This window comes from Providencia sp. PROV182, from assembly GCF_028480325.1.
Classification (GTDB): domain Bacteria; phylum Pseudomonadota; class Gammaproteobacteria; order Enterobacterales; family Enterobacteriaceae; genus Providencia; species Providencia hangzhouensis.
In genome coordinates this window covers 280432-303014 of the sequence record NZ_JAMPOL010000001.1, presented here as the reverse complement: position 1 = coordinate 303014, position 22583 = coordinate 280432, and the positions used below count along the sequence as shown (strand labels likewise).

23 protein-coding genes and 1 riboswitch are annotated in these 22583 nt (G+C 39.8%); of the genes, 13 read left to right on the top strand and 10 right to left on the bottom strand.

The annotated features are described in order from the left end of the window. Window position 1 precedes the first annotated feature (1 nt). Both copC and ftnA read right to left on the bottom strand, forming a co-directional pair. Entirely contained in the window at window positions 2–388 is a 387-nt protein-coding gene (gene copC, locus PR834_RS01445; RefSeq protein WP_004253895.1) for a copper homeostasis periplasmic binding protein CopC, read from the bottom strand. 237 nt (window positions 389–625) lie between these two features. Continuing rightward, window positions 626–1129, bottom strand: coding sequence for a non-heme ferritin (gene ftnA / locus PR834_RS01440; RefSeq protein WP_004253892.1), 504 nt, complete (start codon window positions 1127–1129; stop codon window positions 626–628). Between the two features lie 291 nt (window positions 1130–1420). On the opposite strand from ftnA, the gene PR834_RS01435 reads away from it, so the two are divergent. Next, complete coding sequence (locus PR834_RS01435; protein WP_004253885.1) at window positions 1421–1651, top strand: DNA polymerase III subunit theta; 231 nt, start codon at window positions 1421–1423, stop codon at window positions 1649–1651. 79 nt (window positions 1652–1730) lie between these two features. Here PR834_RS01435 and yebF read toward each other — a convergent pair whose 3' ends face one another. Together yebF and PR834_RS01425 are read right to left on the bottom strand one after the other, a co-directional pair. Next, on the bottom strand, window positions 1731–2096 hold the full coding sequence (gene yebF / locus PR834_RS01430; RefSeq protein WP_096863914.1) for a protein YebF: 366 nt from the start codon (window positions 2094–2096) through the stop codon (window positions 1731–1733). Between the two features lie 180 nt (window positions 2097–2276). After that, window positions 2277–2456, bottom strand: coding sequence for a YoaH family protein (locus tag PR834_RS01425; protein ID WP_004253877.1), 180 nt, complete (start codon window positions 2454–2456; stop codon window positions 2277–2279). Between the two features lie 140 nt (window positions 2457–2596). Here PR834_RS01425 and pabB point away from each other — a divergent pair, with 140 nt between their 5' ends. From pabB to mntP, 8 genes are all read left to right on the top strand, one after another. Then, window positions 2597–3967, top strand: coding sequence for an aminodeoxychorismate synthase component 1 (gene pabB, locus PR834_RS01420; protein ID WP_196725427.1), 1371 nt, complete (start codon window positions 2597–2599; stop codon window positions 3965–3967). Then, window positions 3960–4520: a CoA pyrophosphatase gene (locus PR834_RS01415; RefSeq protein ID WP_004253869.1), complete on the top strand. Its 561-nt coding sequence runs from the start codon at window positions 3960–3962 to the stop codon at window positions 4518–4520. Before pabB ends, PR834_RS01415 begins: the two co-directional genes overlap by 8 nt. Before the next feature lie 280 nt (window positions 4521–4800). Further along, window positions 4801–6165: an L-serine ammonia-lyase gene (locus PR834_RS01410; protein WP_036957685.1), complete on the top strand. Its 1365-nt coding sequence runs from the start codon at window positions 4801–4803 to the stop codon at window positions 6163–6165. Window positions 6166–6846: 681 nt separating this feature from the next. Beyond that, the gene (gene manX, locus PR834_RS01405) at window positions 6847–7809 is read left to right on the top strand and encodes a PTS mannose transporter subunit IIAB (RefSeq protein WP_210853087.1); all 963 of its coding nucleotides are present in this window, start codon (window positions 6847–6849) and stop codon (window positions 7807–7809) included. Window positions 7810–7890: 81 nt separating this feature from the next. Beyond that, window positions 7891–8694 carry a PTS mannose/fructose/sorbose transporter subunit IIC gene (locus PR834_RS01400; protein WP_004253851.1) on the top strand — a complete coding sequence of 268 codons (804 nt, stop codon included), beginning with the start codon at window positions 7891–7893 and terminating at the stop codon, window positions 8692–8694. 12 nt (window positions 8695–8706) lie between these two features. Continuing rightward, window positions 8707–9558: a PTS mannose transporter subunit IID gene (locus tag PR834_RS01395; RefSeq protein WP_004253848.1), complete on the top strand. Its 852-nt coding sequence runs from the start codon at window positions 8707–8709 to the stop codon at window positions 9556–9558. Between the two features lie 89 nt (window positions 9559–9647). Continuing rightward, window positions 9648–10106 (top strand): DUF986 family protein, encoded by a 459-nt coding sequence (locus tag PR834_RS01390; RefSeq protein WP_004253844.1) that lies wholly within the window; start codon window positions 9648–9650, stop codon window positions 10104–10106. Window positions 10107–10257: 151 nt separating this feature from the next. Beyond that, a riboswitch (yybP-ykoY riboswitch) is annotated at window positions 10258–10402 on the top strand. 46 nt (window positions 10403–10448) lie between these two features. Beyond that, a complete protein-coding gene (gene mntP / locus PR834_RS01385) occupies window positions 10449–11030 on the top strand; it encodes a manganese efflux pump MntP (protein ID WP_004911288.1) in 582 nt (193 codons plus the stop codon). Between the two features lie 32 nt (window positions 11031–11062). Here the strand turns inward: mntP and rlmA are convergent, their stop codons facing one another. Continuing rightward, entirely contained in the window at window positions 11063–11887 is an 825-nt protein-coding gene (rlmA, locus tag PR834_RS01380; RefSeq protein ID WP_272536329.1) for a 23S rRNA (guanine(745)-N(1))-methyltransferase, read from the bottom strand. A 133-nt stretch (window positions 11888–12020) separates the two neighbouring features. On the opposite strand from rlmA, the gene PR834_RS01375 reads away from it, so the two are divergent. Further along, the gene (locus PR834_RS01375; RefSeq protein ID WP_164565706.1) at window positions 12021–12491 is read left to right on the top strand and encodes a GNAT family N-acetyltransferase; all 471 of its coding nucleotides are present in this window, start codon (window positions 12021–12023) and stop codon (window positions 12489–12491) included. A 102-nt stretch (window positions 12492–12593) separates the two neighbouring features. Here PR834_RS01375 and PR834_RS01370 read toward each other — a convergent pair whose 3' ends face one another. Further along, window positions 12594–13331 (bottom strand): phosphatase, encoded by a 738-nt coding sequence (locus PR834_RS01370; protein WP_136135439.1) that lies wholly within the window; start codon window positions 13329–13331, stop codon window positions 12594–12596. A 208-nt stretch (window positions 13332–13539) separates the two neighbouring features. Continuing rightward, the gene (gene alr, locus PR834_RS01365; protein WP_004253830.1) at window positions 13540–14769 is read right to left on the bottom strand and encodes an alanine racemase; all 1230 of its coding nucleotides are present in this window, start codon (window positions 14767–14769) and stop codon (window positions 13540–13542) included. A gap of 380 nt (window positions 14770–15149) precedes the next feature. On the opposite strand from alr, the gene PR834_RS01360 reads away from it, so the two are divergent. Next, window positions 15150–16244, top strand: a complete 1095-nt coding sequence (locus PR834_RS01360; protein ID WP_004253827.1) for a porin — start codon at window positions 15150–15152, stop codon at window positions 16242–16244. Between the two features lie 358 nt (window positions 16245–16602). On the opposite strand, the gene PR834_RS01355 is transcribed toward PR834_RS01360, so the two are convergent. After that, window positions 16603–17586: an aldo/keto reductase gene (locus PR834_RS01355; protein WP_004253824.1), complete on the bottom strand. Its 984-nt coding sequence runs from the start codon at window positions 17584–17586 to the stop codon at window positions 16603–16605. A gap of 61 nt (window positions 17587–17647) precedes the next feature. Between PR834_RS01355 and PR834_RS01350 the strand changes: the two genes are divergently transcribed. Next, window positions 17648–18589: a LysR family transcriptional regulator gene (locus tag PR834_RS01350; protein ID WP_196731933.1), complete on the top strand. Its 942-nt coding sequence runs from the start codon at window positions 17648–17650 to the stop codon at window positions 18587–18589. 229 nt (window positions 18590–18818) lie between these two features. After that, on the top strand, window positions 18819–19301 hold the full coding sequence (locus PR834_RS01345; RefSeq protein ID WP_110591788.1) for a glutathione peroxidase: 483 nt from the start codon (window positions 18819–18821) through the stop codon (window positions 19299–19301). Window positions 19302–19424: 123 nt separating this feature from the next. Here the strand turns inward: PR834_RS01345 and guaA are convergent, their stop codons facing one another. Both guaA and guaB read right to left on the bottom strand, forming a co-directional pair. Further along, window positions 19425–21002, bottom strand: coding sequence for a glutamine-hydrolyzing GMP synthase (gene guaA / locus PR834_RS01340; RefSeq protein WP_136135441.1), 1578 nt, complete (start codon window positions 21000–21002; stop codon window positions 19425–19427). A gap of 85 nt (window positions 21003–21087) precedes the next feature. Further along, the gene (gene guaB / locus PR834_RS01335; protein ID WP_272536328.1) at window positions 21088–22554 is read right to left on the bottom strand and encodes an IMP dehydrogenase; all 1467 of its coding nucleotides are present in this window, start codon (window positions 22552–22554) and stop codon (window positions 21088–21090) included. Between the last annotated feature and the right edge of the window lie 29 nt (window positions 22555–22583).

Genomic DNA, 22583 nt, shown 5'->3' with positions numbered 1-22583 from the left:
ATTATTTCACTGTAAAGCTATACGTTCCTTTTGTTTTGTGTCCATCGACAGAAACGACGCTCCAATTAACGTCATATTTCCCAGCAGCGAGCTTGTCTTCCACAGGGACAATCACTTTTGTATCGTTACTTGGGTCTAACGTTGCTTTACCGGTTTTCACTATTTTATTTTCAGGACCGATAATACTGACCTTAGTGAAATTAACTTCAATGCCTTCAGAAAAGCTTAATGAGATAGACTCAGGGGCTTGTTCTACTGCCGTACCTTCAGCAGGAAGTTGGTCTTTTAAGTGCGCATGTGCAAATGCCTGTTGGAACGACATACCTAAAAAAAGAACGGCGACAGCGCTAAGTTTGCGCCATGAAGATTTAATAGGGTTAATTGGCATAGTAACCTCTTAATTTGCAGGTGAATTTAGAATAATTACCAATCATTATACGGAAAACAAACCATTTTACTGCTTAAAAATAGGTTTTATCGGCCTATCCTGTGAGTTTTCACACAAAATGAAAAGAAAAAGACTTATGAACATTGAATTGCAGGATTCATGCCCATAAGCCTAGAGAGGTCTTTATGTTTTACATGGAGATAAAACGATATTTCTATCTACTCACTGGCGTGTAGATTAAACATGTGTTGCCGCTGACATGTTTTTCAAATCTTTATCTAACAAGAATAGTGCCTTACCAGACTCACCCACCATATCCAGTTTATCCAGTACTGATTTAAATAATTTCTCTTCTTCGTGTTGCTCTGCAACATACCATTGTAAGAAATTAAATGTAGAATAATCTTGTGTTGTCATTGCTAAATGAGCCAATTTATTAATTTCACGAGTAATTAATTGCTCATGCTCATAAGTTTGATGAAATACATCGCTAATTGATTTGAAATCAACTGGTGGCGCTGCAATTTGCCCTAACAGGGGTAATGCCCCAGTGTCACTAAGGTAATCAAATAAACGCTGCATATGTTCCATTTCTTCTTGTGAGTGTGCTTTTAAGAACGCTGCAGCACCTTCATAGCCTTTGTCACTACACCAAGCGCTCATTTGCAAATAAAGATTTGCAGAATAAAATTCAAGGTTTAATTGTTCGTTTAATTTTTTGACCATATCTGTAGTTAACATATTTATGCCTTATCGATTAATTATTCATGAGTATATTATGCACAGTATTAAAACAATTAAAACCCTAAAACAATCTTAAAACAAAAAAATCCAATTTACTGATAATTAATAACTTTTGTTAAAAACAATAATAATCAATCTCATTATCTTTCCCTACTTTTTCCCTTAATTACTAATATATAAATAGAGAAATTTAACTATTGTTTTTCATTATTCCAATTAAGGTATTGAGATTTTTTCTCATTATCCAGTTACAATAATGGCGTATGAATTTAACAGTAGAGATCAAATATGAGCCATAATCTTGCTTTATTGCCTAAAGATGAAATGGATAAGGTCAATGTCGACCTTTTAGCTTCCGGTGTTGCATTTAAAGAACGCTATAACATTGCCATCATTGCTGAAGCTGTTGAGCGAGAACAACCCGAGCACTTAAGGGAGTATTTCAGGGAGCGATTAGTCTACTACCGACAACTGTCGCAAAACTTTGCACGTATGCCTTATGAACCACGAAATCGCTAGTCTCACGAAGACACAAAAGAAATGATACAAAAAAGGGATAACCTTAATGGTTACCCCTTGATTCTGAAGATTAAAAAATTTATTTCGCCGTATTATATGTCACTGTATTATTTTGGCAGTCTACCGCGACTGAATAATGTAAATCAGATTTTGCACCACGAACAACTAACGGTACCCTGTAGCCTGTTTCGGTTTTAGTGACTTCACTATCATTGACCCATGCAACCGCTTTCTTGCCTAAAGCCGCTTTTTCATCTGTCCAGCGAGGTAAACGATTATGCATAAAATCGCTTTTCACTTGTGCTGCAATTTGTGGCTCAGTTAACGTACCACAACTGACGAAAGGCGCTGCTTTACCTTCTTCATTATTTTCGCTTAACGCAAAAGAGCTAAAAACCAGCGCACAAGTACCTAAAACTACAGCAATTTTTTGATTCGCTTCCATACCATCCTCCGATACCTATTACTAGGTAAAGATTTTTGATTAGTTTAGCGGCATATTTCAGCCTATCAGATACCAGTTATCTTCTGGTTATTATCTAGTCTTCATTGATAAATAGAATGACTTAACTAATATTAATCTATCAGGTTTATGCATGGATGTTAATAGTATGTTTACAGATTATTAATTTTCATCATCAAAACGAACATGGATTTGCTCTTTACCTTGGTGCTTTTCCCTAATTTCTTGAGCAACTAATGCAATTGCCTCACCACTACTCATACCTTCCGCCATCAATTGATGAATTTTTTCAACTGCTTCTTGCTGTTCTTGGTGATTAAGTGCTGGCATACCAGAAAACATGGTTTAAACCTCATGAATAAAAGACTAAAATCAACAGTTAACATTTTAACATCTCTTCGATTATTAAGATAAGAATATATGTTAATCTGTATTGATTCACTTGCGGAAATTTAGACTCATCATTATGGTTATCAAAAAAAATGGTTATCAAAAAAATCCAATTACCTTATAGCCCAAACACAGCCATTAATTATTTTACCCCACTGGCACACCAGCCATGGGCGATGTTACTGCATTCAGGTAATGCAAAACACTCACATAATCGCTTTGATATTATCGTTGCTGACCCTATTGCTACACTAACGACTTATCAGCTTGAAACAACCATCTCAGAGCAAAATCAGGCCCCTATCGTTTCTGAATCAGATCCTTTTGAACTTATTCAAGGGTTGCTTGATAAATACCAACCGAAATACCAGGAAGAGACCGAATGTCCCTTCAACGGCGGTGCCCTCGGCCTTTGGAGTTATGATTTAGGCCGGCGCATTGAAAAATTACCTGAAATTTCAACCACAGAACTACAATTTCCAGACATGGCGGTTGGCATCTACTTGTGGGCACTTATCGTTGATCACCATAATAAAACAACTACATTAATTAGTTATGATGATGTTGATGCTCGGTTAGCTTGGCTACATAGTCAAAAAAAGGGCCGTAAAAACAAATTCCAATTAACCTCGGCATGGCAATCTAATATGTCTGAAGAGACATATCATCATAATATTGCGCGCATCCATGAATATTTACGTAATGGTGATTGTTATCAAATTAATTTAGCACAACGATTTAAAGCTAAGTATAAAGGAGATGAATGGAATGCGTTTTTAGCGCTACTTGAGCGCAATGGAGCTCCCTTCTCTTCTTTTATACGTCTCCCCGAAAATGCGGTTATCAGTATTTCACCGGAACGTTTTATCTTTCTGCAAGATGGGGATATTCAAACCCGCCCAATAAAAGGAACGCTTCCGCGCCTAGATAATGAACAAGATGATCTTGCACAAGCTGAAAAACTGGCTAATTCAGTTAAAGACCGCGCAGAAAACTTGATGATTGTTGACTTGCTACGCAATGATATTGGTCGTGTTGCCAAACCGGGCACGGTCAGTGTTCCTGAATTATTTGCTGTTGAAGCTTTCCCGGCAGTACATCATCTGGTTAGTACCGTCACGGCAAAGTTAGATAGCCAATACCGTGCAACTGATTTATTACGAGCGTGTTTTCCTGGGGGTTCAATAACCGGCGCACCTAAAGTCCGTGCAATGGAGATTATTGAAGAATTAGAGCCCCATCGCCGTCATGGCTATTGTGGAGCAATCGGCTATATTAGTTTCAATGGTAATATGGACAGCAATATTACTATTCGTACTTTACTGACATATAAAAAGCAGGTTTATTGTTGGGCTGGCGGTGGTATCGTTGCAGATAGCCAAGCAGACAAAGAGTACCAAGAAACCTTTGATAAATTAAGCCTGATTTTACCTTTATTAGGAGCGCTCAATAACGATGACTGAACTGAATAACTTTATCAATCGTTTTCAGTTTACTTTGCCGGCTACCCGCCAGTCTGGACCTAAGGCGGGTAAATCGGCAGCCGTTCTTTTGCCCATTATCAATAAACCCAATCCGACATTACTTCTCACACAACGCTCTCCTTTTTTACGCTCCCATGCAGGTCAGGTCGCATTTCCAGGAGGGGCAAGTGACCCGGAGGATGGTACGCTTGTGAATACCGCACTGCGTGAAGCATATGAAGAAGTGGCCATCCCTCCTGAAAAAGTCACGGTACTGGGTCAGTTAAGCCCCTTGCAAAGTTATGGTGGCTATGAAGTTACGCCAATCGTCGGTTTGGTACCAAATAACATTCAATATCAAGCCAACCCTAGTGAAGTCGCTGCTATCTTTGAAGTTCCCTTATTTGATGCCCTTTCATTACAACGCCATAAATATGTCGATATTAACCGTTCAGGGCGGCATAACCGCATCTTTTTTTATTGGTATAAGGGGCATTTAGTTTGGGGGTTAACCGCTTCAATTATTCACCAACTTGCTTTGCAATTGGATTAACGTTTAACACAACTTTTCACCATACAATGTTACTATTGCAGTAAAATCTATTTAAGATGACAAAATATCACGTCATATATGACAAAATATACCTCTACTACCTGTCGCTTTTTTAGCCACATCACAGACATTTTGTGCTATTTACAATCAATTACCCTTCAGCAACTACCTTATTTCAAAAAATACTTTAAACTTACTGGTTAACACTACTAAATAACAGTAAAGTAGCGCCTTTTAAAATAATGCACTACATTTTCATCTTTTTTTTAAGGAGTCCTGCGTGATAAGCGTTTTCGACATGTTTAAAGTGGGCATAGGCCCTTCAAGCTCTCATACCGTTGGTCCAATGAAAGCTGGGAAAGAATTTGTCGATGATTTAGTAAGCAAAAATTTATTACCTAACGTCACTCGTATTTCTGTGGATGTTTATGGGTCATTATCGCTTACTGGAAAAGGGCACCATACTGATATCGCCATTATTATGGGGCTAGCAGGTAACTTACCTGCCACTGTCGACATTGAATCCATCCCAACTTTTATCAAAAATGTAGAAGAAACAGAAAAGTTATCATTAGCGAATGGTCTTCAGGTCGTTGACTTCCCTAATGAAGGTGGCATGAATTTTCGTCAAGACAACCTGCCATTGCATGAAAATGGCATGACAATTCATGCTTTTGCAGGTAATGAAGAAATTTACACCAAAACTTATTATTCCATTGGTGGTGGTTTCATTGTCGATGCAGAGCATTTTGGCGAATCTACTCTTGATAGCAAACCGGTCTCTTATCCGTTTAACTCTGCGGAAGAGCTACTACTAAATTGTAAAAAATCAGGCCTTTCGATTTCTAGCTTAATGATGAAAAATGAGTTAGATCTTCATTCTAAAGAAGAGATCGAAGCCTATTTCGCTGATGTATGGCAGACAATGCAAGCCTGTATTGAGCGTGGTTTAAGCACCGAAGGTGTATTGCCGGGCCCATTGCGTGTTCCTCGCCGTGCACCGGCACTAAACCGAATGGTCACTTCATCAAGTAAGCTATCTAATGACCCTATGAATGTGGTTGACCTGATCAATATGTATGCCTTAGCAGTGAATGAGGAAAATGCAGCAGGCGGCCGTGTTGTAACAGCACCGACTAACGGTGCGTGTGGTATCGTACCTGCCGTTTTAGCGTATTATAATCATTGCATAGAACCGGTAACGCCAGAGCTGTATATGCGTTATTTCTTAGCTTCAGGCGCCATTGGTATTTTATACAAAATGAATGCTTCCATTTCAGGAGCTGAAGTTGGCTGCCAAGGGGAGGTCGGTGTGGCATGCTCTATGGCTGCAGCTGGTCTGGCCGAATTATTTGGCGGTAGCCCTGAGCAAGTTTGTATCGCTGCTGAAATCGGCATGGAACACAATTTAGGTCTAACTTGTGACCCGGTTGCTGGTCAAGTGCAAGTTCCTTGTATTGAGCGTAATGCAATCGCATCTGTTAAAGCGGTGAATGCCACACGTATGGCCCTACGCAGAACAAGTGAGCCACGGGTTTCACTTGATAAAGTCATTGAAACTATGTACGAAACCGGGAAAGACATGAATGCGAAATATCGTGAGACATCCCGAGGCGGGCTAGCCATCAAAGTACAATGTGACTAATTTTATTCTCAATTAATTTAAGCCTTAAGCACCCTTTCCTATACTGTTATGTCTTTGAACAGTATTTTGAGGGTGCTTTTTTAATCTGCATTAAAAAGTTTTCTTTATTTTTTAGTCACCTTTCTCTTCCTAAACGCTCCAATTCACCTAATCAATTACCCATAATTTTTTCATTGAATTAACTCAATTTTCTTATACTCAACACATCACATCAAAACGAAATTCATACTATTTTGTGCTAAAGATTGTTTTGAGCTGAACAAGAGATAACTAATTTCCACTAAAAATTGATTACTTTTCACTCTAAAAATCAATATGGCACTATTTTATTTACTTTTTTTGTTACCGATAACACAAAAAGAAACCAGCAAAAACAAAATAATCAGATTATTAATTTTATTTAATTAAAATGAATAGCAGAAAAATGCAATTCGATATCAATTTTTAGGTGTATTCTTATTTTTCTGACGCGAAACAAGTTTTTAGGATAATGCAAGATGATATGCTAATAATGTAATTGATACTAACAGTGCCATAAATGAGTTTATGGCTATTATAAGACGTTTGTAATTATTCAGCTAAAATTATCATACAGGGGAAACTGATAAAAAGGAGTCTAACTTAAGTGTCCATTTTATCGACAGATAATGTTTTGTTTTATCTATCTATGAGGGAAAAATAGTGAGTATAGCTATTATGATTGGTACACACGGAGTCGCTGCAGAGCAGCTTCTTCGAACAACCGAAATGTTAATAGGCGAACAAGATAATGTGTCGTTTATTGATTTTATCCCTGGGGAAAACGCAGATACCCTATTTGATAAGTACACCCAAAAGCTAACTGATTTAGATACATCAAAGGGTGTCTTATTCCTTGTTGATACATGGGGAGGCAGTCCATTTAACGCGGCTAGTCGCATTGTTAATGAACATGATAATTATGACATTATCACGGGTGTAAATGTTCCAATGTTAGTTGAAACATTCATGTGCCGTGACGATAACCCATCAATGAATGAACTTATCACTGTCGCCCTAGAAACGGGTCGTGGTGGTGTTCGTTCATTTAAATTCAAAGAAGTTGAAGCTGAACCTGCTCCTGTAGTCTCGAGTACTCCTGCCCCTGCACCAGTGAAAGCCGGCCCCGGTGAACATATGGTGATCGCACTTGCTCGTATTGATGACAGATTAATTCACGGGCAAGTCGCAACACGCTGGACGAAAGAAACCCAAGTTAAGCGCATTATTGTGGTCAGTGATGACGTAGCAAAAGACCAAGTTCGCTCTACATTGTTAAAACAAGTCGCACCACCAGGTGTCACTGCACATGTTGTCGATGTTGCTAAATGTATTCGCGTTTACAATAACCCGAAATACGCTGGTGAGCGCGTTATGTTGCTTTTCACTAATCCAACTGATGTTAAGCGTATCGTCGAAGAAGGTGTTGACGTCAAGTCCGTTAATATTGGTGGAATGGCATACCATGATGGCAAAACAATGGTCACAAATGCCGTTTCTATCAACCAAGAAGACATTGATGCATTTAATTATTTGAACGACAAAAAGATTGAACTTGAAGTTAGGAAAGTCTCATCAGATAGCAAAGTTTATATGATGGACTTGATTAATAAGCTCAAAAAATAATTTTTATAGCCATTTTTTATATTAATTTTAATCCATTACTCAAAACAGATTTTAAAACTTTTGGTTACAGGAGATTAAACAATGGAACTTACCGTTGTTCAAATAGTAATGGTCTTCATCGTCGCGTGTATCGCGGGGATGGGATCAATCCTTGATGAATTCCAATTTCACCGTCCTCTCATTGCCTGTACGCTTATAGGTATTGTTTTGGGAGATATGAAAACGGGTATCATCATCGGCGGTACATTAGAAATGATCGCACTTGGGTGGATGAATATCGGTGCTGCCGTTGCACCTGATGCCGCTTTAGCTTCTATCATTTCAACGATTCTCGTTATTGCTGGTGGTCAAAGCATTGGTGCAGGTATTGCCATCGCCATCCCACTCGCAGCAGCGGGACAAGTATTAACCATTATTGTTCGTACTGTAACGGTTGCATTCCAACATGCTGCTGATAAAGCCGCCCTCAATGGTAATCTAACTGCAATTGGCTTTATCCATATCTCAGCTTTATTACTGCAAGCCATGCGTATCGCAATACCTGCGTTAATTGTCGCCATTTCTGTTGGTACATCAGAAGTACAACAAATGTTGGATTCTATCCCGCAAGTTGTTACTGACGGCCTGAATATTGCTGGTGGTATGATTGTTGTTGTCGGTTATGCGATGGTTATCAATATGATGCGTGCAGGCTACTTAATGCCGTTCTTCTACTTAGGCTTTGTTACCGCGGCATTTACTGACTTCAACCTGGTTGCTCTTGGGGTTATCGGTACTGTTATGGCTATTTTATATATCCAACTCAGTCCAAAATACAATAAATCGCAAACTGTTGTTACCCAAGGAAATAGTAGCAATAACAACCTTGATAATGAGCTAGACTAGGAGGAACGTATAATGGTAGATATCACTAAGCCAACGGCTAAAAAGCTTACACAAAGCGATATTCGCGGCGTATTCTTACGGTCTAACCTATTGCAAGGTTCTTGGAACTTTGAACGTATGCAAGCCCTAGGCTTCTGCTATTCAATGGTTCCCGTTATTCGTCGTCTTTATCCTGAAAATAATGATGATAGAAAACAAGCCATTAAGCGCCATCTTGAATTCTTTAATACACACCCGTATGTTGCAGCGCCTGTTCTAGGTGTCACAATGGCAATGGAAGAGCAACGTGCCAATGGTGCAGACATTGATGACGGTGCAATAAATGGTATCAAAGTCGGTCTAATGGGGCCATTAGCCGGTGTTGGTGACCCAATTTTCTGGGGAACTGTTCGCCCAGTATTTGCGGCTCTCGGTGCAGGTATCGCAATGACGGGTAGCTTACTTGGCCCTCTTCTGTTTTTTGTTTTGTTTAATCTTGTCCGTTTGTTAACCCTTTATTATGGTGTTTCATATGGCTACAAAAAAGGGATTGATATTGTTCAAGACATTGGTGGCGGTTTCCTACAAAAACTAACTGAAGGAGCATCAATTCTCGGTTTATTTGTTATGGGGGCCTTGGTCAATAAATGGACACATGTCAATATTCCACTTGAAGTGTCGCGGATCAAAAACCCAACAACAGGTGCTGAAGATATTACCACCGTCCAAATGATCCTTGATCAACTCATGCCAGGTTTAGTACCACTATTGCTAACCTTCGCCTGTATGTGGCTGTTACGTCGTAAAGTTAACGCATTGTGGATTATTATCGGCTTCTTTGGTTTGGGTATCCTTGGTGCTTGGTTAAACTTCTTAGCACCATAATTTTCCACCATTATTTGAATTGGGAGGTTGCAGCCTCCCTTTTTTAATTTTAAGCTCTGCATTATGTTCACTTATCCAAGGGTTCACAAATGACCTTCAATGATGCCATTCTTGCTATAATCATTTTGATCATGCTTGTTTATGCAATTTATGATGAATTCATTCAGCATTTGCTAAAGGGTAAAACATTATTAAAAATTAATCTAAAACGAAAACATCGGGCCGATGCTATTATTTTTATTGTTCTAATTTGTATCGTTATTTATACAAATATTGTACGCCATGGTAATTTATTAACCACTTACTTATTATTGATTACTATTTTTATGTCAATCTATTTGGCGTTTATAAGAACACCTAAGCTATTCTTTAAACAGAATGGTTTTTATTTTGCCAATGCATTTATATTATATGACAGAATAAAAACAATGAACTTATCCGAAGACGGTGTATTAATAATAGGTTTGGAAAAAAAGAAAATTAACATCCAAGTTTCACATCTTGATGATTTACAAAGAATTTATGAATTCCTTATTAATCATAAGTAAATAAGTTTTATATTATCACTAAAAACAAGGTTAATTATAAATTTAATTAACCTTGTTTTTGCCAATATCCTTATTGATAATAATTCTCAATAACATTTAATATCCACAATTAATTAAGTGTTGCCTTTAATATAAAATATGGTATCTTTCTTTCCACGTCATTGGGGAGTAGCCTGTTCTGGTTTCATATATAAGACCAGAAAGTCCGTATCAACATACTCGTTTGGTTTCAAACGTGGTGCGGACACCAAAATTCGGTTGGCAAGACCATAGACACATAAATAAGCCTTTTGGTTGGGGGTAATTTATGTGTATATGGAATCACCCAACCGAGGTTCTATTATGAGTTTCTATGCTACCCTTATCTTAGCCCTTGCCCTATCAATGGACGCCTTCGCTGTTGCTATTTGTAAAGGCGCCGTACTTCATAAACCCCGCTTTAGAGAAATTCTCCGTACTGGTTTTATTTTTGGTTTTATTGAAGCCATTACACCGATTATTGGTTGGGGTATCGGGATCCTAGCTAGCCAATATGTTATCCGTTGGGATCATTGGATTGCATTTGGTTTATTGTTTGTTTTAGGTGCTAGAATGATCTGGCAGAGTATTAAAACAAAAGATGAAGAATGCTGTTCTAAACCTTCTAGTCATAGCTCAACAAGCCTTATCTTTTCTGCGATAGCCACCAGCCTTGATGCAATGGCTATCGGTCTAGGTTTAGCTTTCTTGCAAGTGGATATCGTTCATACTGCAATGACTATCGGCTTAATGACAATGATTATGGCAACTATTGGTATGATGATTGGCCGCTATGTTGGCCCATTACTCGGAAAAAAAGCAGAAATTATCGGTGGGTTGGTTCTAATAGGTATTGGTTTTAATATTTTATTTGAGCACCTCGAATTATTTATGTATGCCCATTAGTTTTTGTGCCCCCTTATATGGGGGCAATAACCTTACTCTGCATCAGATTGATAAACGCGAATTAAAAAATCAGCCGTATATTCTTTCACTTCAGCTTGTTGCAGATTCTCTTTGACCTGTTCTGATGCACGCCAAGCAAATGGGGTCATCATCAACAATTCATAAGCTTCTTGCCCTGTCAGTGCCATTTTATAATTTAATTGGCAACTATCTATTAGCGAAAAATTTGGTAAATCTTCATCTTTAGTTGGATGTAACTTAACCTCATCGTAAATTAACGCTTTTAATTCTTGCAGATGCTCTGCCGCAGGCGTAACAGTAATTAACATACCTTTAGAAACTAATACACGGCTTAATTCTTGTGCTTTGCAGGGTGCGTAAATTCGGACAACTCCACCTAAGCTGTTATTTGAGAATGGCAAGCGATGGCTTGTACCGACGCAAAAACGAACGGATTTATACCGTTTCGCCGCATAGCGAACCGCCACTTTCGAAACATCTAAGCCCAGAACCGTATATTTTTCAAAATGTTTTGCAAGTTCCCGAGAGAAATAGTCTGTGTAATACCCTTCCCCACAACCAATGTCTAACAAACTAGTATTAGATGGTGGAATAAACTGAATAATTTTTTCTGCCACCTTTTCACGCATCGGGTGGTAATGTCCTGCATCAAGAAATTGTCTACGTGCTTGCATCATTTCAGCATTATCACCGGGGTCTTTAGACCGTTTATGTTGTACGGGCAACAAATTAACGTAACCCTCTTTCGCACAATCGAACTGGTGATTTTCTGCGCAGCGATAGCTGTTATGCATAAAGTTAAGTGGTGTAAAGCAGAGGGGGCATTGATAATTCATAAAAGTCACTGATTTAAAAATAAGGGTGAGTATACCATATTCAAATTAGTTTTCTTTCTGTTATATATATTGCTTTTTAACTGTACTTTTTGTTCTATGAAAGAAATAAAAAAACATTAGCAGGTGTATCATGATGAAAATTAGGTTAGCAACTCCCGATGAAGCTGAACATCTTTGGTTTATACGCAACCAAGCCATTCGCCATGGTTGTACAACGAGTTTTGACGCAAAAACGATCAGCGCCTGGACACCTGATGAAATGCCAGTAAGTTATATACGTATTGTGAAGAATAACCCATTCTTTGTCGCGGTAAATAAAAATGATGAACCCGTTGCAACTGGCTATCTTAATCTAGAGGCTAACAGTGTTGATGCCATATTTACTTTACCACAGTACACTGGCTGCGGAGCTGCGGGCTTAATATTAGATGCTATTAAAGCTGAAGCCAAAAAGCGAAATATTAAAAAATTGGTATTAGATTCATCACCGAATGCGGAACGCTTTTATCAGAAACATGGATTTACTTCGATTAAGCATGCTAGCTACTACTCTTCTCTTGCTCAAGTTGAGTTAAATTGTGTTCAAATGGAAATTGAATTATAACTTTCAATATAACTTGAATTAAAAGCCACTAACCTTTTGTGGCTTTATTATACCTAATATTGACTGTCTTTAAGAACGCAATGTTGAATAACTGAATAACTATTAAAAATCAGCAAATTCAGGGATAGGCTTACGCCCATGGGACTCTAAAAAATCCAATACACGGCGTGGAGTAACATTTAAAATTTGTGATTGCGGAAAATCAATTGATTCCAACATTTCAACTACGCTGTCAAAACGGCCGAGATACCCAGCAAAATGCGAGTCCGAACCTAATGCTACCCACCCGCCAGTTTCTTTAACGGCCTTTGCTATTTCTAAACAATTCTTTTGACTACCCACTCTTGAATGCAAGAATGAGGAGTTATTCATTTCCAAAGCCACATTACAATCTTTCGCAGCTTGTGCTACCGCTTTAATATCAATGGGATATTTGGGATTTCCCGGATGGGTAATTATTTGCACTTTACCGCTACGGATCGTGGCAATCATAGCTTCTGTATTATCAGCTAAACTTTGGGGTTCAAGAACCGGTTCATGGAAACCAGCTAAAATAATATCCAAATGACGAGCAATCTTTTCATTGCAGTCTGTCTCACCCAACTTGTTTTTTATATTCGCTTCAATACCGTACAATAAACCAACGCCATCAACAATTCTCGGTAAGATAGGCATATTACCAAAGTGCCATTCATGTGGAGCATCTTGCATTTCAGGGCCGTGGTCGGTAATCGCAAAGAGTTTCACACCTCGACTTGCGGCTTCAGCAAAATATTCATTAACAGTGCTATATGCATGGGTGCTGGCAATGGTATGCGCATGTAAATCAACTTGATACATAAATGATATCCTTCTAATTCTTTTATTTTCCTTCTGAGTCAATCCGCTCAAAAAAGACTCTACCAACCTAACATATCAGCTTATAAGTTTCGATAGTCATTCCCCTAAACCGCATTTTATCGACATATTGGATAAAATCCGAAGAGACATTTAGGATAAAAAAACCCGCAATTATTGCGGGTTAAAATATACGGAATTAAAAATTAACCTAATCAACTAAGATACGTTTATTGGTTGCACCCCACAAAATTGACATTTCGGTAAATAATGCACCGCTGATGTCTTCAACCTCTTCGGCCGTAATTTCAGCATGACCTTGTTTGCCAAAAAATACAACTTCATCTCCCGGACTAACGTATTTTAAATCAGTAACATCAACCATGACCGTATTCATTGATGTTTTTCCTAAAACAGGAACTGTCTGGCCATTAATTAATGCATGTCCCGCATTGCTAAATACACGGCGATAGCCATCTGCATAACCTACAGGGATATTGGCTAATACAGAATCACGCTTCAAGGTATAAGTTCTATCATAACCCACTGTATTACCTTTCGGATAATGATTGACAGAGGCGATGTTCGATTTCAGCGTCATCACGCGTTTATAGTCATTTGTCGCAACGGTATCACCGTAGAAAATACCACCTACACGTACCATATCCAACCATGATTCTGGTACGGTAATAGTTGCATAAGTATTCGCGACATGTAATGTAATGTCTTCACGTTTTAACCCTGTCACATTCAAGACTTGTTGAGACTCTTTCTTGAATTTCGCAAGGTCTTTACGGATCTGAGCTTCATCCTCTTCTGGATAATGAGACATAATGCCCACGATTTTTAATTGCGATAACTCCGCGATCTGTTTTGCTTCATCTAAGCCAGATGCACTACTGACGTCTAGCCCATTACGGGACATCCCTGCCGAGTTTAGCGCAAGATGGATAGGGATCACTTTATTTTGTTTTTTCGCAATCGCATTCAAGCGCTGCGCCATTGCTAAATTACCAATTAACTCTTCTGTCTCATATTGTGTAGCCTGAGCCATTTCTTGTTCTGTCGCACTTCTCACTCGCATTAAGCGGCCTTTAAAACCTAAGTCTCTCACGGTTTTAAGCTCTTGGTTATTTGTTACTCCAATACATTGCACATTATTTTCAATCATTATTGGCGTAACTAAAGAAAGGTCATGTCCATAGGCATCCCCTTTCAAAACAGCGCACAGAGAAGACTTATCCCCCAGCAAGTTTTGTACTTTTTTGATATTAAAATCTAATGCACCACGTGATATTTCAATCCATGCGTTATTAACCACCGCAGGTTGGTTTTGTGTCGCATAAGTTTCTACTGGTGTTTTGATATTATTTGGTTGCTGACAAGCTGTCGCAGCAACTAATAAAGGGAGTAATGCCAGATACTTCAAACGTAAAGCCACTTATTATTCCTTATATCTAGTGATTTCTACCAAGATATTATTTTTAGGGTTCTGGGTTGATATAGACAAAATTTGTATAGGTTTTAAATAATACCAACCTTAGCATTTCAAACAAGTAATAATTCACGATTTATGCATAAAAAATCACTTATACATAAACATAACTCTTTCATCACATTGATTTTGATTTTCTAAAAATAAAACATTTGGTTGAAATCACCATAAATTAAATTATTTTTATTATTTAATAAGTTAGCCGTATTGTTTCACTAATATTTAATTTTGTTACATTTTTTATTTGGCGAATTAAAATGCTTAAATGATAATAACTATCAATTAGGAACTATTGCTAAATATCACTCAATCCATAAGGCTATGTTATGAAGTACAAATTACTCGCACTCATTATTCCAACACTACTTACTGCTAATGTTGCTAACTCCGCTGAAATGTACAATAAAGATGGTAATAAGCTTGATGTGTATGGGCAAATCGATGTTCGCCATCATATTGCCAAAAGCCGTAGTGGCGAAGATGGTGATGACTCACGTGTCAGACTGGGGCTAAAAGGTGACACACAAATCACCGACCAACTCATTGGTTTTGGACGTTTTGAATGGGAAACTAAAACTAACCAATCAGAATCAACTGAAGAAAATAGTAATCGTTTAGCTTATGCAGGCTTAAAATTTGCAGATTACGGCTCCCTTGATTATGGCCGCAATTATGGTGTTATTTATGATACCAATGCTTGGACAGACGTATTACCTCTCTGGGGAGCGGATACGATGGATCAAGAAGATAACTACATGCTAAGCCGTAACCGTAATTTACTCACTTATCGCAATAATAATGCCTTTGGTTACATTGATGGTTTAAGCTTTGCATTACAATATCAGGGGAAAAATGGCGAACAAAACCTGTCATCCGGTGATGAATTAACCGATAACGGCGATGGTTTTGGTTTATCTACAGCTTATGAATTAGGTTATGGTATTTCCCTCGGTGGTGGTTACTCCTCATCTTCCCGTACACCAAAGCAAAAAGATGCCACAACTAGCAGTGCGACTGGTAAACGCGCTGAAGCTTGGAACGTAGGGGGAAAATTTGAATACGAAGATCTCTATTTCGCAGTCATGTATGGCCAAACGCTTAATATGAGCCGTTTTGGTAATGATAATATGGAGTCAGTAGCAAATAAAACTCAGAACTTGGAAGTGGTTGCCCTATATTCTTTTGACTTCGGTTTAACCCCATCAATTGGCTATAACTATTCCAAAGGTAAAAACTTAGGCAGCTTTGGAGATAAAGAATTAGTAAATTATATCGCCATCGGCTCAGCTTATGACTTTAATAAAAACCTAAGTGCTGTCATCGACTATAAAATCAACTTGTTAAACGATAATGATTTTACTGACCACTACAAAGTGAATACCGATAACGTACTTGGTTTAGGGTTAGTGTATCAGTTCTAATTTTAGAATTGAGTGAAAAGCAAAAGCGTCTGTAAATTACAGGCGCTTTTTTACGGGTAAGCTTTGACAATAAAAATATCTCTCATCATCTTCATGACCTATTCCCTAGGAACGGGAAGCTCTGTTGCTTTACCCTCGATAAAGCAGTTGTAAGATACAAAAGTATCTAACCCCATACATAGAGGCCCCTTTTCCTAAATAAATTCCTATAATGGTATACCTATTTTTTCTAACGTCTTTGGTACTAATAAAAAAAGGCACCAGTAAAAAACTGATACCTCAATTATTGTTGCCAAATAACATTCACAGAATATGACAGCACAGGGCAACTCTATTACTCTACAAAATGATGCTTACCTTACACATTAACACCTTTCATTCCTTCAGCAGTATAACGGGAACCCACAGGTTGAAAGCTTTCTAGCGCTTGTGTTATTTGCAGTAAATCCTCCGATGTTAGGTCAATATCAGCGGCAGCAAAGTTATCTTCAAGGTGTTTAACTTTATTCGTTCCTGGTATTGGTACAATGTTATCTCCTTGAGCTAGCAACCAGGCCAGTGAAATTTGAGCAGGTGAACATGACTTGTTACTTGCCATCTGCACGATAAAGTCAGCTAATGTGCGATTAGCTCTAAGGTTCTCTGATGTGAAACGCGGTAGCGTATTACGTGCATCATCGCTCTCGAACCTACTTTCGGCATTAAAGCGCCCTGTTAAGAATCCACGTCCTAACGGGGAATAAGGTACAAAACCAATCCCTAATTCTTGGCAAGTTGGCAATATTTCCGTTTCAACATCACGCGTCCAAAGCGAATACTCAGTTTGGATTGCAGTAACAGGATAAACTGCGTGTGCCCTTCTAAGGGTTGCCGCACTCACCTCAGACAACCCAATGTGAGCAATTTTCCCTTCAGCAACTAACCCCGCCAGCGTGTGCATTGTCGTCTCTATTGATGCAGAGGGATCTAGACGATGGATATAATACAAATCAATACATTCAACACCTAATCGACGAAGAGAGCTTTCACAGGCGCTGCGTATATATTCTGGACTATTATCAATCCTTCTCTCATATTCACCTGGTCGGCGAACAATACCGCACTTTGTCGCGATTTTAACATCAGAACCGACTTGTTTAAGAAAATGCCCAATCAACTCTTCGTTATGAAAATTGCCATAAGTATCCGCAGTATCCAGCATCGTACAGCCTAGTTCGATAGCTTTTTGTAGCACAACCATGGCAGCCTGATCATCTTGCGGCCCATAGAACTCGCTCATCCCCATACAACCGAGTCCAATTGCCGAGACTTCAAGTCCATTACCCAAAATACGTTTTTTCATTATCGCTCTCCCTTGGTTTATTTTATGTTTTTCAGTATATTTTCCATAAATGGAGATTTATATGACTAATGAAAGCAATCTATTTTCCAATAATGGAAAACAAAACGATAGACAGCATTCAAATTGGGATGATGTCAGAGTATTTTTAGCGATTGCTCGAGAAGGCACGCTAAGTGCTGCATCTAAAGCATTGAAACTTGGAATTGCAACCACATCTCGGCGTTTAGAACGCCTAGAAGAGGCATTACATGTTCGGCTATTCACTCGAGACCAGCTTGGTTACAAGCTTACCGATGAAGGAAATGCATTAATTTCTCAGGCTGAAGCCTTAGAACAGGCGGGTTATGCATTTGGCAATGCCGCACGGAGAAAAAGCGAAAGCGTGATGGGCCATGTTTGTTTAGCTACCGCTCAAGGCTTAGCCGATCATCTAATCATCCCTGCTCTGCCTTCACTAACCAACGTGAACCCTAATCTCACAATTGAAATTGTAACTGGGGTGTCGACAGTGAATTTACACAGGCGTGATGCGGATATTGCACTGCGTATGGTTAGGCCTGAACGCGGTAATGTGCGTATTCGTAAATTAGGCACATTGGGGTTTGGCCTTTACGCCTCAGAGAGTTATTTACAGCGTAGACCAAATCCAAACAGATTGAGCTCTCTAGAACAAGATGATTTTATCGGTTGGTCGGAAGCACAGCAGCACCTCCAATCAGCACAATGGTTAGAAAGAACGCTAAGAGGAAGAGCTTGCCGGCTCACTACCAGTACGATGTCAGCACAATTTAGCGCAGTCCAAGCGGGTATTGGCATGGCTGTTTTGCCGCATTTCATTGCCCAAAAGATGGGACTTATTTGCCTACAAGATAATATAGGCTGTGACCAACCTATTTGGCTAGTCATTCACTCTGATCTCGCTCACTCACGAAGGATCAGGGTTGTCGCTGATTTTTTGAATGAGTTAGTTGCAAAGGAACATGAGAGGTTGCTGATGCCATAAGCTCCCTCCACTTTGACACGGGCTGATACCATTATTTAGCCAGCGAATGTTTATAGCGGGATTAAAGCAAAGGGCTAATATCTAATATTTCAATCAATGGGAGAACAGCCAGTATGTTGTTTTTACCTTTAAAATTTGCCAAGATAGCCAGGTAAAAGACTTCAGACCTACCACACAATCAGCGGCTATATTGGCTTATGTCGATTAGCTCTATTCTAAGGATCCTACTATGGCCCCCTTTCATCAATTAGCAGCGACAAGTCTCGGCGGGCAACTTATCTCTATGAAAGACTACGCTGATAAGGTGGTTCTCGTCGTTAATACCGCCAGTCATTGTGGTTTTACACCACAATACAACGGTTTAGAATCACTCTACAAGAAATATGCTCCTCAGGGCTTTGTGGTGCTTGGTTTCCCCTGTAATCAGTTTGGCAAACAAGAACCCGGTAGCGCTGAGGAAATCGCGCAGACCTGCTTTATTAACTACGAAGTGAGCTTTCCAATATTCGAAAAAGTCGACGTTAATGGGAGCTCTGCTCACCCGATATTCCGTTACCTGAAAAACGAGCTACCAGGTCTAATGGGTGGGCGGATCAAGTGGAACTTTACTAAATTCTTGGTCGGGCGTGACGGTAAACCGCTCAAACGCTTCGCACCATTCACTACCCCTGAAAAAATGGAAGCAATAATCCTTTCTGCACTTCAAATTTAAGTGTTCACTAATTTGCTCAATTAAATCGAATGCTATTAAAGACTAAAAAACAAAAAAGCCCACTTTTACATGGGCTTAAGTTGTTATTTTGCCAGCCAGTGCCAGCTAATTCTTATTGGGGGATTATTCCCACTCAATAGTCGCAGGTGGTTTGCCGCTGATATCATAAACGACGCGGGAAATACCATCGACTTCATTAATGATGCGGTTTGAAACGCGGCCTAAGAAGTCATAAGGTAAATGTGCCCAATGAGCGGTCATAAAGTCGATGGTTTCAACTGCACGCAGTGAAACAACCCAGTCATATTTACGGCCATCACCCATGACGCCAACAGAGCGGACAGGTAAGAATACGGTAAATGCTTGGCTAACTTTATGATATAAATCTGCTTTGTGCAGTTCTTCAATAAAGATAGCATCTGCACGACGTAATAAGTCACAGTACTCTTTCTTCACTTCACCTAACACACGAACCCCTAAACCTGGGCCTGGGAATGGGTGGCGATACAGCATATCGTACGGGAGGCCTAATTCGAGACCAATTTTACGGACTTCATCTTTAAACAATTCTTTTAATGGCTCAACTAAACCAAGTTTCATGTCATCCGGCAGACCACCTACGTTATGGTGAGACTTGATAACGTGCGCTTTGCCAGTTGCTGATGCTGCTGATTCGATAACGTCTGGGTAAATCGTCCCTTGAGCCAACCATTTAATATTAGGCAGCTTAGATGACTCTTCATCAAATACTTCGATAAATACGTGGCCAATTTTCTTACGTTTAGCTTCTGGATCGCTGATCCCAGCTAATGCATTTAAGAAGCGATCTTCAGCTTTTGCATGGATGATGTTCAGGTCAAATTTACCTGCGAACATTTCCATTACTTGGTCTGCTTCGTTTAAACGCAATAAACCGTTATCAACGAACACACAGGTTAAACGTTTACCAATTGCACGGTTTAATAGCAATGCCGTAACCGATGAATCAACACCACCCGATAATGCGAGCAGTACATGGTCATCACCAATTTGCTCTTTTAAACGCGCTACTGTGTCTTCGATAATTGCCGCTGGTGTCCACAGGGCTTCACATTGGCAAATATCTTTCACAAAACGCGTTAAAATATTTAGGCCTTGGTGAGTGTGAGTCACTTCTGGGTGGAATTGAACACCGTAGAATTTCTTCTCTTCATTTGCCATGATGGCATATGGGCAGCTTGGCGTGCTGGCGATAGTTTTAAAATCAGCAGGGATAGCTGTAACTTTATCACCATGGCTCATCCAGACATCAAGTACTGGTTTGCCAGCTTCGTTCAGAGAGTCATGAATATCACGGAATAATTCACATTGCTCAGTGATTTCGACATTGGCATAACCGAACTCACGTTCACCAGAGACTTCAACTGCACCACCCAACTGCATTGACATGGTTTGCATGCCATAACAAATACCTAATACAGGAACACCTGCATTAAATACGTAATCAGGAGCTCGTGGGCTATCTGACTCAGTCGTACTTTCTGGCCCGCCAGAAAGTATAATACCGTTTGGATTAAATCCTCGAATTTGTTCTTCTGTAACGTCCCACGCCCAGAGTTCACAGTAAACGCCAATTTCACGAATACGACGGGCGATCAGCTGTGTATATTGCGAGCCGAAATCAAGAATAAGAATGCGATGTTTATGGATATTTGTTGTCATTTGAGGAGAATTCCAAAAATTCAAGTCAAAAATAAGAATCGGTGACGCAATCAAATGAATGCGCCACCCTGAGAAACTTTATCGATTATTGCCCCAAACGGTAGTTTGGAGATTCTTTCGTGATAGTAACATCATGAACGTGGCTTTCTTGGATACCGGCTCCACTGATGCGAACAAATTCTGCTTTTGTTCTTAATGTATCAATAGTACCACAGCCCGTCAGGCCCATACAGGAGCGTAAGCCCCCCATTTGTTGATGAATGATTTCTTTTAGGCGACCTTTGTATGCTACGCGGCCTTCAATACCTTCTGGCACTAATTTGTCTGCTGCATTATCAGATTGGAAGTAACGATCTGACGAACCTTTAGACATCGCACCCAGTGAGCCCATGCCACGATATGCTTTGTAAGTACGGCCTTGGAATAAAATAGTTTCTCCCGGAGACTCTTCAGTTCCTGCGAACATTGAGCCAACCATCACACAGGCTGCGCCTGCCGCGATAGCTTTAGAGATATCACCTGAGAAGCGAATACCCCCATCCGCGATAACAGGAATACCCGTACCTTCCAGAGCTTCTGCCGCTTCTGCAATAGCCGTAATTTGTGGTACACCCACACCAGTTACGATACGAGTTGTACAAATTGAACCAGGGCCAATACCGACTTTAACGGCGCTAACACCTGCATCAGCCAGCGCTTTCGCCCCTTCCGCGGTTGCAACGTTACCGCCAATGATTTGTAAATCAGGGTATTTTTGGCGGGTTTCACGAATACGTTGTAATACGCCTTCTGAATGACCATGTGATGAATCAATTAATAAAACGTCAACACCAGCAGCCACCAGCGCGTCAACACGCTCTTCATTTCCTGCACCAGCACCAACAGCAGCACCAACACGCAAACGGCCTTGCTCGTCTTTACACGCGTTTGGCTTACGTTCTGCTTTTTGGAAGTCTTTAACGGTGATCATCCCCAACAAATGAAAGTTATCGTCGATTACTAAGGCTTTTTCTACACGTTTTTCATGCATTTTTTGTAAAACAATTTCACGTGCTTCGCCTTCTTTCACGGTGACTAAACGTTCTTTTGGCGTCATCACAGCAGTAACAGGCTGGTCTAAATCCGTCACGAAACGAACATCGCGGCCAGTAATAATACCAACTAATGAGTTGTCGTTTGCAACTACTGGGTAACCTGCAAAACCATTGCGCTCAGCCATTTCTTGCACTTCACGAATGGTAGTATCAGGCGTTACTGTCACAGGGTCAGTGACGACACCACTTTCATGCTTTTTCACGCGGCGAACTTCTTCCGCTTGGCGCTCAATAGTCATGTTTTTATGGATGAAACCAATGCCACCTTCTTGTGCTAATGCAATAGCAAGGTCAGATTCAGTGACAGTATCCATGGCTGCAGAAAGCATAGGAATGTTCAGGCGGATGTTTGCAGTCAGTTGAGTTGATAAATCTGCGGTATTCGGTAATACGGTTGAGTGTGCAGGAACGAGTAAAACGTCGTCGAAAGTAAGTGCTTCTTTTTTAATGCGTAACATAGGCAATATCCCACCAGGCAGCGTTATGG